This window comes from Bowmanella denitrificans (assembly GCF_002887595.1).
Classification (GTDB): domain Bacteria; phylum Pseudomonadota; class Gammaproteobacteria; order Enterobacterales; family Alteromonadaceae; genus Bowmanella; species Bowmanella denitrificans.
The window spans coordinates 124,822-137,154 of sequence record NZ_PEBU01000003.1 but is presented as its reverse complement, the minus strand read 5'-3'; the positions used below and the strand labels follow the sequence as shown (position 1 = coordinate 137,154).

The 12,333-nt window shown below is 49.7% G+C and carries 17 protein-coding genes; 11 read left to right on the top strand and 6 right to left on the bottom strand.

Features of this window, described 5'->3' with window-relative positions:
• Positions 1–396 precede the first annotated feature (396 nt).
• Together lepB and CSR04_RS07325 are read left to right on the top strand one after the other, a co-directional pair.
• Positions 397–1,335: a signal peptidase I gene (lepB, locus tag CSR04_RS07330; RefSeq protein WP_102795965.1), complete on the top strand. Its 939-nt coding sequence runs from the start codon at positions 397–399 to the stop codon at positions 1,333–1,335.
• A 290-nt stretch (positions 1,336–1,625) separates the two neighbouring features.
• The gene (locus tag CSR04_RS07325; protein ID WP_102795620.1) at positions 1,626–2,033 is read left to right on the top strand and encodes a hypothetical protein; all 408 of its coding nucleotides are present in this window, start codon (positions 1,626–1,628) and stop codon (positions 2,031–2,033) included.
• Between the two features lie 162 nt (positions 2,034–2,195).
• Here CSR04_RS07325 and CSR04_RS07320 read toward each other — a convergent pair whose 3' ends face one another.
• The gene (locus CSR04_RS07320) at positions 2,196–2,393 is read right to left on the bottom strand and encodes a hypothetical protein (protein ID WP_245921448.1); all 198 of its coding nucleotides are present in this window, start codon (positions 2,391–2,393) and stop codon (positions 2,196–2,198) included.
• 38 nt (positions 2,394–2,431) lie between these two features.
• On the bottom strand, positions 2,432–3,337 hold the full coding sequence (locus tag CSR04_RS07315; RefSeq protein WP_102795619.1) for a LysR family transcriptional regulator: 906 nt from the start codon (positions 3,335–3,337) through the stop codon (positions 2,432–2,434).
• Positions 3,338–3,441: 104 nt separating this feature from the next.
• On the opposite strand from CSR04_RS07315, the gene CSR04_RS07310 reads away from it, so the two are divergent.
• Entirely contained in the window at positions 3,442–3,891 is a 450-nt protein-coding gene (locus CSR04_RS07310) for a VOC family protein (RefSeq protein ID WP_102795618.1), read from the top strand.
• On the top strand, positions 3,878–4,471 hold the full coding sequence (locus CSR04_RS07305) for a glutathione S-transferase family protein (RefSeq protein ID WP_102795617.1): 594 nt from the start codon (positions 3,878–3,880) through the stop codon (positions 4,469–4,471). The genes CSR04_RS07310 and CSR04_RS07305 overlap by 14 nt, the downstream gene beginning before the upstream one ends.
• A 7-nt stretch (positions 4,472–4,478) precedes the next feature.
• On the opposite strand, the gene CSR04_RS25375 is transcribed toward CSR04_RS07305, so the two are convergent.
• The 3 genes from CSR04_RS25375 to CSR04_RS07295 all read right to left on the bottom strand — a co-directional run bounded on the left by CSR04_RS25375 (position 4,479) and on the right by CSR04_RS07295 (position 6,336).
• Positions 4,479–4,613: a hypothetical protein gene (locus CSR04_RS25375; RefSeq protein WP_281259786.1), complete on the bottom strand. Its 135-nt coding sequence runs from the start codon at positions 4,611–4,613 to the stop codon at positions 4,479–4,481.
• A gap of 27 nt (positions 4,614–4,640) precedes the next feature.
• Positions 4,641–5,324: a class I SAM-dependent methyltransferase gene (locus CSR04_RS07300; protein ID WP_102795616.1), complete on the bottom strand. Its 684-nt coding sequence runs from the start codon at positions 5,322–5,324 to the stop codon at positions 4,641–4,643.
• 100 nt (positions 5,325–5,424) lie between these two features.
• Entirely contained in the window at positions 5,425–6,336 is a 912-nt protein-coding gene (locus CSR04_RS07295) for an NAD(P)/FAD-dependent oxidoreductase (RefSeq protein WP_102795615.1), read from the bottom strand.
• 123 nt (positions 6,337–6,459) lie between these two features.
• Between CSR04_RS07295 and CSR04_RS07290 the strand changes: the two genes are divergently transcribed.
• From CSR04_RS07290 to CSR04_RS07270, 5 genes are all read left to right on the top strand, one after another.
• Complete coding sequence (locus tag CSR04_RS07290) at positions 6,460–6,891, top strand: RrF2 family transcriptional regulator (protein ID WP_102795614.1); 432 nt, start codon at positions 6,460–6,462, stop codon at positions 6,889–6,891.
• 76 nt (positions 6,892–6,967) lie between these two features.
• The gene (locus CSR04_RS07285) at positions 6,968–7,609 is read left to right on the top strand and encodes a CPBP family intramembrane glutamic endopeptidase (RefSeq protein ID WP_245921446.1); all 642 of its coding nucleotides are present in this window, start codon (positions 6,968–6,970) and stop codon (positions 7,607–7,609) included.
• A 77-nt stretch (positions 7,610–7,686) separates the two neighbouring features.
• On the top strand, positions 7,687–8,742 hold the full coding sequence (locus CSR04_RS07280) for an agmatine deiminase family protein (RefSeq protein WP_102795963.1): 1,056 nt from the start codon (positions 7,687–7,689) through the stop codon (positions 8,740–8,742).
• Positions 8,735–9,622, top strand: a complete 888-nt coding sequence (locus CSR04_RS07275; RefSeq protein ID WP_102795613.1) for a carbon-nitrogen hydrolase — start codon at positions 8,735–8,737, stop codon at positions 9,620–9,622. Before CSR04_RS07280 ends, CSR04_RS07275 begins: the two co-directional genes overlap by 8 nt.
• Positions 9,623–9,704: 82 nt before the next feature.
• On the top strand, positions 9,705–10,010 hold the full coding sequence (locus CSR04_RS07270; RefSeq protein ID WP_102795612.1) for an NIPSNAP family protein: 306 nt from the start codon (positions 9,705–9,707) through the stop codon (positions 10,008–10,010).
• Positions 10,011–10,080: 70 nt separating this feature from the next.
• Here CSR04_RS07270 and CSR04_RS07265 read toward each other — a convergent pair whose 3' ends face one another.
• Positions 10,081–11,016 (bottom strand): NADP-dependent oxidoreductase, encoded by a 936-nt coding sequence (locus CSR04_RS07265; RefSeq protein WP_102795611.1) that lies wholly within the window; start codon positions 11,014–11,016, stop codon positions 10,081–10,083.
• Between the two features lie 144 nt (positions 11,017–11,160).
• On the opposite strand from CSR04_RS07265, the gene CSR04_RS07260 reads away from it, so the two are divergent.
• Both CSR04_RS07260 and CSR04_RS07255 read left to right on the top strand, forming a co-directional pair.
• Positions 11,161–11,610 (top strand): DUF3592 domain-containing protein, encoded by a 450-nt coding sequence (locus CSR04_RS07260; RefSeq protein ID WP_102795610.1) that lies wholly within the window; start codon positions 11,161–11,163, stop codon positions 11,608–11,610.
• 93 nt (positions 11,611–11,703) lie between these two features.
• Positions 11,704–12,111 carry a GFA family protein gene (locus CSR04_RS07255; protein ID WP_102795609.1) on the top strand — a complete coding sequence of 136 codons (408 nt, stop codon included), beginning with the start codon at positions 11,704–11,706 and terminating at the stop codon, positions 12,109–12,111.
• Positions 12,112–12,333 lie beyond the last annotated feature (222 nt).

Sequence of the window (12,333 nt, the reverse complement as noted above, 5' to 3'; positions counted from 1 at the left end):
CTGCTGATAGTGTAAAAGCTAGCGTGCTCACTAGGTGTATCCTTCTTGGGGAAGGGAATCCATACATCTTCGTGGTGATGGAAGTCTTGGGAAAAAGTCTGGTATGGAACCAGATTAAACAGTTTTAGCCGGCCTGCAAGGCAACAGGCCGGACGCTTGTTGTAAATGGGGCTGGAGGGTGCGGTGCGTCATATAAGACATGGAGGTCATGTTATTCAAACCTTGCCTTGCTGCACTTCGCCGTGGATACTAAAACTCAATTTGGCTAAAGCAACACCATAGGTACAGTTAAAATCTGATATAGATGGTTCTCCTCAACTGTTGGCATCACTTGAGTTTGGCAAAACTCCTGGAAAGATGGAGTCCATATCATTTTTTTGGCGAGTAGGAGGTAAATTGGAAAATTCATGGAAGCCTAAAGGTTGGCTGAGTATTTTATACGGTTTTGTATTACAGCCATTTACGTTTTTGTATGTCAATAAAGCCAAACTTTTTTGGTTTTATTTTATTTTGACAGTATTGGTTTCATTAATTGATACAAAATTGCATGCAATACCAAACAAAGAAGCTTGGTATCAAAGCATATACCTCACGTGGATAATTTTAATAGCTTGTCCTTTGCATTCCTTTCTAGTAGCTCGACGTTACGATAAATCTCAGGTTAGAAAATGGTACGCTAGCTGGTGGGCTACATTAGTATGTTTTTTAGTAGTCTTCATTTTAATGTTTTTGGGTAGAACATTCTTATTTGAACCATTTTCTATTCCTGCATCGTCAATGAGCCCCAGCTTAAATCCCGGTGACCAAGTAATAGTTAGTAAAAAAGGGTATGGGAACTACAAATACTTGGGAATGCAAATATATAAAGCAGAACCATCCAAAGCTTTGCAAAGGGGAGATGTGGTAGTTTTTCAATATCCACTCAATCCCAGCATTGATTATGTTAAAAGAGTTATTGGATTGCCAGGTGATAAAGTGATCTACCGTAACAAAAGTATTTTTATTAAACCTTTGTGTTTAGATGAATCGACCGATTGCCCTAGTTTTAAAGAAGTTGAGAAGAAATATAAATTCACTCAAAAAGAAGATGGTTCTGAACTCAAGTATTATCAAGAATCGTTAGGCCGAGTGTCGTATGAGATAAAATTGAACAGTAATCATATAGATCTGACCAGTCGTTATTTTTATCAAGCTGGGACTATGCCAGATGAATGGTTAATACCAGACAATCATTATTTTGTATTGGGTGATAATAGAGACAATAGCTTAGACAGTCGTTATTGGGGGGTTGTGCCTGAGAGTAATATTGTAGGTAAAGTAACCTTTAAATGGTAATTAGCTCAGCAACCCACTGCAGTGCAGGACTATTAACAGTTGGCGTTCCACAGAGCGTTGGTTATTTTAGCCCACTATCAAAAGCTCCAAAGTGGGGCGTTGAGGCTGGAGAAAAAGGGTAGAAGATTTTCCTGAACCGAAAATGGTCAATAAATGAACTAAAAATAGCGCCTATTTTTAAAATCTGGAGTTATCTATCTCAAAAACTCTCCTGGATTTTAAGTAGGACCGTCATCTGAAAAGGAGGCTGTGGTTTTTCTACAGCCCCGTTATACACACATGGAAGCTGCATGGTAATAGAGAACCTTGTCACAAAATTCGAAAGTTATAGTGGCTTCGCGATACTGAGACGCCAAATAGAGCTTTTCGAGAATTTTACATTTGAAGGTTTTCTTTCGACTGACGAAGACATGCTTCTGTTCCAGTGGGGCTGCTATGAGTGGGGCGAAGGGGAATTTTTTGAAATTGATCTAACTAGACAATTAAGTGGGCCGCCTGATACTAATACGGAGCAGCTCAGTTGTACCTTGTACTTCCAGCCTAATAAGGAGCTACAAGCATTAGGGAGTGGAAATTTCTGGTGTTCTTCTCGCTCAGAGACAAAGAAATTCTGGTCTGACATTATCAATCACGCCTCGTTTAATGCTTGTAAAAACCTCACGGCTATTAAGTCTAATATCGAGGCAGAGTGTGTATAACAAGTGACAGTGGTTAAAGAACCAACAAACTGAGCAGTGCTAATACATCATCTCTTGCGAAACGAATAAGTAACAATCCTGCTAACCTGGCACGCAGGTAGTTATACAAAGCCAAGCAGTAGCGCCGGGCATACCTATCCACCGCTTAGATAGAAATATGCTTTACCCCGAAAGCGCTGGCGGAACCGAAACTGCTTTCGCCAAAAAACCACCCGCCAATACCCGAAATGCCTCAATGGCCTTAGGTAGCACAGTTTTAGGCTCTGGGCTGGCCGCGACCCAAAGGGCGGCATTGAGTGTGGCAGCACCATTTAGCAGTCGGGCGGCGGCTTCGGCATCGACTTGTGGCAGGATGTACATACCCTTGCTGCTTAGCGACATTCTTAATACGCATTGCCCTACAAGGCACTAATACGCTGGCGCAGCCGCGGTGCGGCAAAATCTAAAAAGCTGCGCATTTTCAGCGGCATCATGCCACGGGAGGTATGCAACAGATGTATGGGCAGTGGTGGCGGTTCAAACTCCGGCAGAATAATCTGCAATTTGCCCTGGTTAATAGCATCGGCGGCTTGGTAATGCAGCAGCCGGGTAACCCCCACCTGTCGTATCGCTGCACATAATGCGGCGTCATTATTGGTGACTGACAGTCTTGGCTGAATATCCAGTTCCAGCAATGTCGATGAGCCTGGCTGGGTAAAGCGCCAGGTTGCCACCGCGCGGTTAGTATCTGAAGTCACACAGGGGATTTGCAACAGATCATCCGGGTACCTGGGCACACCTGTTGTGGCCAGTAGCGCCGGGCTTGCACAAGCGATCACGCGAACCTGACCAACCTGGGTCGCCACCATTGTGCTGTCGGGCAGGCGGCCAATTCTGACCGCCATATCCACATGGTCCTCAATCAAATCCAGATTATGATCCGCCAGTAGCAAGCGGACCTTAATGTCGGGATACAGGGCCAGAAAATCACTAATGAGCGGCAGCACATGTAAGCGGCCAAACATTTGCGGAGCGGTGATCACTAGCTCGCCCTTGGGTTGGGTATATTCGCCTGTGGCCTGACGCTCGGCTTCTTCAACCTGTTCAAGAATGCGCTTACAAGCCGCTACATAGTGTATGCCCGCTTCCGTCAGACTGAGTTTGCGGGTAGTACGCACAAGTAAGCGGGTGCCGAGTTGCTTTTCCAGCTCAGACACTTTGCGGCTTAAGGTGGCCAGTGGCACGCCCAATGCTTTACTGGCGGCAGAAAAACTGCCGGTATCCGTCACTTTAATCAGCATGGCCATGGCGTCAAGACGATCCATTTTATTCCATAAATCGGAAATATATTTCTCAAAATTACCGGATTATCTTGTTATTTGAAAGGTGTCAGACTGCTTCGTGAACAATAAACAGGAGGCCTGACGGCATGCATTCCACTTTGACAGACTGCCCACAACCGGCCATTGGCTATGACCATGTGGGCATTCGGGTATCCAACCGACAACGGGCCCTGCGCTTTTATCAGGGGCTGGGATTTCGTGAAACCTACCGCATTCCCCGTGGTGAAGCCAATGAGATGGTCACGCCGGCGGGGGTGCGAATTAACCTGATTTTTAATGGTGCCACACGCCCTGGCGCAAAGAATGTGTTGCTGGATGAGCCTGTCAAGCTTCCGGGTATGACACATCCGGCCTTTTTGGTAGCTGATATTCAGCAGTTTCAAAACTGGCTGACACAGCAGGGCATCGTGATTACCGAAGGCCCTAAGCGCATCGGGCCACGCCGGGTGGCCCTGTTTATCCGTGATCCGGACGGCAATGTACTGGAGTTTAATCAACTGATCCCTGCGGAGGGCGAAAACCATGAAACTGTATGATTTAGAGGTATCGGGCAATTGCTATAAAGTGCGTTTATTTGCTGCCCTGGCGCAGATTGAGCTGCAACTGGTGCCGGTGGATTTTAGTCGCAACGAGCATAAAAGCGCGGCCATCTGTAGCCTGAATCCCTGGGGCCAGGTGCCTATTTTGCAGGACGATAATCTGGTGTTACGTGATGCCCAAGCCATCCTGGTGTACCTGGCCGGACGTTACGGCGGTGAAGCCTGGTGGCCGGGTGAGGCCCATCTGCAAGGACAGGTGATGCAGTGGTTGTCGGTGGCCGCCAGTGAAATTCAGCATGGCCCTAATGCGGCCCGGCTGGTGAAGAAGTTCGGTGCGCAGTTGGATATGCAACAGGCGCAGGCGCGCAGCGAATACATTCTGGGCCTAATGGATAAACATCTGGCGGAGCAGTCATGGCTGGCCGCGAGCAGGCCAACCATTGCCGACTGTGCGGTATTTCCTTATGTGGTACTGGCCTGGGAAGGGGAGGTGGATATTAGCCCTTATCAGCATATTCAAGCCTGGATAGCGCGTATAAAAGCATTGCCGGGGTTTATTGGTATGCCTGGGGTTTGATCGACATCTAAATGGGGGCCTGTGCGGGCAGGCCCAGTGACAGCAGTTGCTGTTTGGCATAGCGCATAAAGCCGGTAGGACCGCAGATGTAGGACTGGCCGCCAAGCAGGGGAAACTGCTTGGCAATCAGGTTCAGTTCCATTACGCCGCGGAAATGACTGACACCAGTCTAGTCAGCTCTAATTGAATACCAGCCATGTACCAGCATGGCCTGAAAAAATGGCGTAACCGTACTAAAACCAGCCGCCTTTATCAGGCTTTGCATCTGTGACGGAGAAGCTAGACTCAACTGATCATTAAGATAAGACGGGTCGGTGCTCATGCCCGCCTGTTGATGTAAAGCAACCCAGTGCTGGCAAATATCAGCGAAACTGGCGGCTTGTCTGTCCCAGCTTAAATCCGCATTCACTAATATCGCACCAGGTTTCAGGCGTCTGGCAATCTGCCGGTAATAAGCCCGTCGTTCATTCAGAGGCAGGATAAAATGCGAAACCAGAATACTGGTAGCAGCGTCAAACGGGGTTGTATCCTGCATGTCATGCAGGTAACCGCTAAAAAAAGTGCAGCGCTGCGCTATCCCTTGCTGATGGGCTTTTTGCTGGCAGCGGGCCAACATGGCCGCCGCCGGGTCTACCAGGGTGAAATGCCTGCCGGGAAACGCCCTTGCCAGATACAGCAATTCTTCGCCGGTGCCAGCGCCCACACAAAGCAGGTGGGCATCTTCGGGTAAGCTGGCAAACAGCGCCTGCATCTGCCAGTGCAGTGCGTCTTTTAGAGGCTGCATATGGGCGCGGCTACTATCATAGCGCGCTGCCATATCTGTATTAAATGCCTTATCGAGTATGTTTTGCATGGACTTTATTTACCTGATTCAAATACTTATTCATCGCCAAGGCGTACAGGGACTTAGCGTGGTTTCTGTTCCTGTCACTGTTACTTTTAGCGCTGACACTCTATTTACTGTCTAGCTGTATCTGGATCAGAGCATGGTGCACATGGACCCCGGTCATCACCCCTGAAGCGCTGGCCAGCGTGGCGTTTTGCATTGGAATCGCCATATCACCGGCAGCATAGACGCCGGCCACCGTGGTTTGCTGACATTCATCCACCTTCACCACCGGCCCCATAAAACCGGGCTCAAAGGCACAACCAAGCTGTTTTGCTAATGAACTGGCCATTTGTGTGTTAGGGCCCACATACAGGGCCTGTATGGGAAGCTCGCGGCCATCAGCCAGTCGCACGGCGAGGATTTGCGGAGCCGTGCCAAGTAACTCAATTACCGGACTTTCTTCTATCTGTACGCCGCGTTTTTCCAACATTTGGCGCGCGTCCGAATCCGGTGAAAACTGCCCTTGAGTAAAGTAGGTGGTGGAGCCCCAGTCGGGTGCCAGCTTAGCCTGGTGAATAGAAAACTCGCTGGTGGCCAGTACACCCAAAGGGACGTTTTTATTTTCATAGCCATGACAATATGGGCAGTGGATGACGGTTTTACCCCAACGTTCAGGCAAGCCAGGGATATCCGGCAATTCATCCTTAACGCCGGTGGCCAGAATGACTTTGGCGGCAGCCATATGCTGACCATTGGCCGTTTCTGCACGAAAGCCTGTGCTGACTTTTTTCACATCGACCACCTCAGCTTCCAATAAAGAAAACCCCGGATAAGCCTGCAGTTTGGCCAGGGCTTTATCGCGTATGGTAGCCGGGCTCTCGCCATCCAACGTGAAAAAGCCATGCGAGTTAACTGCAAAGCGGTTTCGGGGCTTAGCGCTGTCGATAACCAGTACCTGTTTTTGTGCCCTGACCAGCTGCATGGCGGCAGACAGACCGGCAAAGCTGCCACCGATAATCATTACATCAAATTTCATAATAAGCCCTCTCTTTAAGTAACTATTAGTGTTACATGAGGTGCGTGTGCTGTTCAACACAAGAAACATTAAAAGTTACATAAGGCTGTGGTAGCATATGGAAAATTTTTTAAACAGCCAGTTATGCGCAAAGACAGCCGCCTTTCCCGGGTACTTCATGCCTTGATCCATCTGCATCACTATGGCAAACCCGCAACCTCTGACGACTTAGGTAAGATGCTTGGCACTAATCCTGTGGTGGTGCGCAGAACCATGGCGGCACTGCGTGAACAGGGCTATGTGAGTGCGTTGAAAGGGCACAATGGTGGTTGGTCGCTGGCGAAGCCGCTAACCGAAATCACTTTATATGATGTGCATAAGGCCCTGGGCGAGGGCTCGGTATTTACTATTGGTCTGACCGACGAGCATAACAATTGCCCCATCGAGCATGGCGTCAACAAAGCCTTGCGTGACGTGATGCAAGAAGCCGAAGCACTAATGTTGGCACGCTTTAAACAGGTTAGCCTGGCACAGCTGGCCAGCGAGTTCGAACGCCACGACCGTACCGGCGGATAAATAATTTTCCCCTTTCAGTCGATTTATGTATATACCTAATAGGGGTATGACAGTTTTGTGACCAATAGGTGACAAGGTGAATCGCTGGCTGGAAATGTTCTGTTTGTTTGGGTTGGTGCCACTGATGGTGGCGGTTTTTTCCGCTTATTCGGTTAAATGGCTCATTCCCATACTGTTGATAATAGGTTTTTTCTGTTTATGGCTGCTGCTGAACGATCCAAGATTTAAGCGCTTCCGGCTCTGGCATCTGCAAGGATTAGGTCACTGTCTGCGTCATCAATTGTTGCTGTTTGCGCCCCTGGCATTAGTCATTAGTGTGTTGGTCTATCTTTGGTTGCCGCAGTTTTTTCTATGGTTACCAAGCAAAGATCATCAGCTTTGGTTACTGACGCTGGCCATTTATCCGTTGGTATCGGTGCTGCCGCAGGAACTGGTGTTTCGCACCTTTTTCTTTCATCGCTATAAACATATTTTGCCTTCCAAATTGGGTCGTTTGGGCTTAAGTACATTCAGCTTTGCCCTGGCCCACGCCGCTTACGGTAACTGGGTTGCGGTTGTGTTGTCCGGGGTTGGCGGTCTGTTATTTGGCTATCGCTATATTCAAACCCGCTCTACCTTAATTGTGGCCATTGAACATTCGTTATGGGGGATGTTCTTGTTCACTATTGGTCTTGGCGTCTACCTGATGCAAATAGAGGGCATAGGCATCATCAATTAGGCCATTTCCGATGGCATTGAATACGCTAACGTCTATAATCGGCGGCAATGACCATCCGTAGTGGAATAGCTGAATTTATGACCGATTCTCGTCGATTGCTGCCCGAATGGGCGCCGCAGGAAGCTGTGATTCTGGCCTGGCCTCATCAGGATACCGATTGGGCACCTTGGTTGGAAAAAGCCCGTAGCTTATACCTTGAGCTTATTGAAGCTATTAATCAGGCCAATTGCGGGGTGTTACTGCTGATTCGTGAAGCCGATATGGCCGATTTTCAAACCCGCGCCGCTCACTGCCAGCAAGTGTTGCTGCTAAAAGCCAATCCTAATGATACCTGGCTGCGTGATTATGGTTTTCTGACCTGTACCTCTGAGCAGGGGATGCAGCCGGTGGAATACCAGTTTAACGGTTGGGGCAATAAATTCGATGCCCGCCGCGACAATCTGGCTAATCGCGATATTCTGGCCAGGCTGTGTAAATTGCCATTAATCAGTACCGAGATGGTGGCTGAAGGCGGCGCGCTGGAGATAGACGGCGAGGGCCATTTGCTGTCCACTGCCTTATGTCTGCTTAATCCCGAGCGTAACGGCGCGATGAGCCTGGACCAATACCGGGCGCAGTTTAAGGAGTATCTGGGAGCGAGCCGGGTCAGCATCTTCGAACATGGCCATCTGGAAGGGGATGATACCGACGGGCATATCGATACCCTGGTACGTTTTACCCCGGATAAGGGCCTGGTCATTCAATCCTGTTTTAATCGCCCGCAGGATGCACATTTTGACGGCTTGCAAGCGCTGGTGGACGAATGCCGCGAGGCATTACCTGACCATCAGATATTTGAATTGCCACTGCCGGAAATCTATAGCGACGAAGGCGACAGGTTACCGGCATCCTATGCCAATTATCTGATTAACAACCAGCAGGTGTTATGTCCCATTTATGGCCAGCCAGAAGACCAGTTGGCGCTGGAGGTGCTGACTAAGGCCTATCCGGCCCATAACATTGTGGCATTGGATTGCGCGGTGCTGGTACAGCAATATGGCAGCTTGCATTGCATTAGCATGCAGGTGCCCCAAGGTACATTAAAAGATGACGTGATGGCGCAATTGCGCAGGGGAGTAACAGTCTATGGCTAAACTTAAAGTCGGTCTGGTTCAGCAGGCCGTGGCAAATAACGACAAGCTCAGTAACTGGAACAACAGCGCCGCACAGGTGCGTAAGCTGGCCGCTGAGGGAGCCGAATTGGTGATGTTGCAGGAACTGCACAGCACCCTGTATTTCTGCCAGGAAGAGAATACCGACTATTTTGATTTGGCCGAACCTATTCCCGGCCCTGCCACCGAGTTTTTTGCCGCCCTGGCTGGGGAGCTGAATATTGTGCTGGTCACCTCGCTATTTGAAAAGCGCGGTTCGGGCCTGTATCACAATACCGCTGTGGTGTTTGACCGCAAGCAAGGCATGGTGGGTAAATATCGCAAGATGCATATCCCTGACGATCCCGGTTTTTACGAGAAGTTCTATTTCACACCAGGCGATCTGGGGTTTGAACCTATTCAAACCAGTGTCGGTAAGCTGGGTGTACTGGTGTGCTGGGATCAATGGTATCCGGAAGCGGCCCGATTAATGGCTATGCGTGGTGCCGATATGCTGTTTTATCCCACAGCCATTGGCTGGGATATGACCGATACTGCGGATGAACGCGAGCGTCAGCACACCGCCTGGCATACCATTCAACGCGCCCATGCGGTGGCCAACTCGCTGCCGGTGATTGTAGCCAACCGTACCGGCTTTGAAGCCTCGCCCATTGAGGGCGACCCGGGTATTCAGTTCTGGGGCCAAAGCTTTGTGGCTGGTCCGCAAGGTGAATTACTGGCCCAGGCCAGCAGTGATAAAGAAGAAACTTTGCTGGTGGAGCTGGATCTGGCCCGTACCGAAAACGTGAAACGTATCTGGCCCTATTTCCGTGACCGTCGCATTGACGCCTATGAAGATCTGACCCGTCGCTGGCGGGATTAAAGGCCTCTAAAAGCGCCATCTCTCAGGGTGGCGTTTTAATTTTTGTTACTGCAATAACATGGAACTATAGAGGAAGAATAAAGTGGTAACTTGTTTTCTGCGTTATGTTATCGACCCCAATAAGCTGGAAGAATTTGAAGCCTATGCCAGGATGTGGATCCCGCTGGTCAATAAATTTGGTGGGCAGCACAACGGCTATTTTCTGCCTTCAGAAGGGGCTAATAATATAGCGTTGGCGCTGTTTACTTTTCCCAGTCTGGCAAGCTATGAGCAATACCGCCAGGACTCCTTTAATGATGCCGACTGCCAGGCGGCCTTTCAATACGCAGAGCAAACGCAGTGCATTGTTAGCTATGAGCGTAGCTTCTTCAGGCCGGTTTTGGCCTGAAGGGGCAATTATCAAATAACGCAATGCGTTAGCGCCCAGCCCGCCAGCGGGCCAGGTGACTATGTTGTTGTTACAGACTAAGGTCCAGCACTATTTTACCCAAGGCCTGATGTGACTCACAGCGTTGGTGGGCTGCCTGGATCTGCTCAAGAGGGTAGACCGAATCAATCGCCAACTGCAGTTGCTCGTTCTCAACAAGCGTGGTGATCTGCTCAAGATCGCCGCCATTGGGGTTGACCCACATACGATGAAAATGCACTTGCTTTGCTGCCAGTAGGGCTTCAGGCAGCTCATCCAGGGTGGAAATTAAAAAGCCGCCGGGTTTAATCAAGTCGACACTTTGCTGCAATAAGTCGAGGCCGCCACGTGCCGCATACACCATATCAACGGCTTCGATACCCTGATGCCAATCTGCCTGGTGGTAATCTCTGACCTCATCTGCGCCTAAGGCTTTGATATAGTCTTGCTTGGACGCTGAGCCGGTAGCGATAACCGTTGCCCCTTTGGCTTTGGCCAGCTGCACTGCCAGGCTGCCTACCGCACCGGAGGCATTATGCACCAGCAAGCGCTGACCGGATTGTAATTTACCCTGACTAAACAACCCCTGCCAGGCCGTTAGTGCTGCCAGTGGCAGGGCAGCAGCCTGCACAAATGAAAGATTAGTGGGTTTGGGCCTGACGACATCGGCATCTACGGCTATCCACTGGGCATTGGTGCCCTGGGCCTGAATAGGCGTGTAGGCGTACACCTCGTCACCTGGTTTAAGATGATTAACTTTGTCTGCCACCTCATCGATTATGCCAGCACAGTCCCAGCCCAGGATCAGCGGCAACGTATGGGTTTCTGTACCACTGAGCATGCCGTTGCGGATATGAAAATCCACCGGGTTGACACCACTTGCCATCACCCGAATCAGTACCTGACCGGGTTGGATCACAGGTTTGGGCTGCTCGCTCACTGTCAGTACTGCGGCGTCACCATATTGATTAATAAAGGCTGCTTTCATTTTTCATTCCTTGTTGGTTTCAGCAGCCTCAGTATCAAGATTTGCCGGTATTCTGGATAATGAAGAAATTGAATAGCAATGATTGATAAAAACCATATATGGCCTGCTAAGGTGTGTTTACCATCTCACAACACTTGGCCCCCTATGTCACTAAAACTGCCGATACCCTTGCTGTTTGGCGCTCTGGTATTTGCAGCTACCGGGAGTTTGCTTTTGTACTTAGCCATTGACGATATGCTGGACACCAGTCAGTTTCTAAGCGGCGCCAGATATGGTGTGGGCACAGTAGAAGACATTCGCCAGCATTATCAGGAGATTGGCAGCACTGCCAGGCGCTCCCGTACTCTGGTGAATAGCGCACTGATTCGCCTGACACTGGCAAGTGGCGAGACAGTGTTGGTTGTGCATGATTACGGATTGTGGGAAGCCGAGCTACAAACCGGCCAGCAGGTTAGGCTGGCTTATCAGGCTCAGGCGCCAGAACAGGCAAAACTGGTAAACTTAGCTGCGTTATGGGCGGGCCATATCGGGATGCTGGTGCTGGGAAGTTTGTTTGTCGGTGCCGCTTATCTTCTGATCCGAGTGTTTCGCTGAATTCACCTTGTCAGGGGTCATTCGGCTTTGTTAGATTGCCCTGAATATTCAATGGCTTGATGTCGATGCCAAGCTCAGCTCACAGGGAACTGTATGGAATATCCGATAGCCGGTGCCTGCCAATGTGGCGAGGTAACCTATCAGCTTAACGCGGCACCGCTGATGGTGGTGGCTTGTCATTGCAAGGAATGTCAGAAGCTCTCGACCAGCGCATTCAGCATTACTGCGGTAGTGAAGGCCAAAGATGTGGAATTTCAAGGTCAGATGCAAAAGTGGCAGCGTAAGGCCGATAGCGGCAATATTAATGGCGCAATGTTCTGCCCAACCTGCGGCAATCGGCTGTATCACTTTAATCCAGAAGAGCCGGATATTATTAAGTTGAAGCCGTCTAATCTATCCGATACCCGGCTTATCCAGCCAACCGCCCATGTATGGGTGAGTGAAAAGCAGGACTGGTTTACCTTACCCGCTGATGTTCCTGTTTATGAGCGCCAGCCCTGAATCCACTTCGCTCAGTCATTTCCAGACATCATAGAGGTTAAGCAACCACCTGGTCGTCATTTGCACAGCAATGAGGAGCTGCAGATTCCAGACATCATAGAGGTTAAGCAACCACCTGGTCGTCATTTGCACAGCAATGAGGAGCTGCAGAGCACTATCCTTAAGTATCAATATGCTCAGAATAAGCAGACAACTGAGCATGGTTTAGGACAATGGCGACAG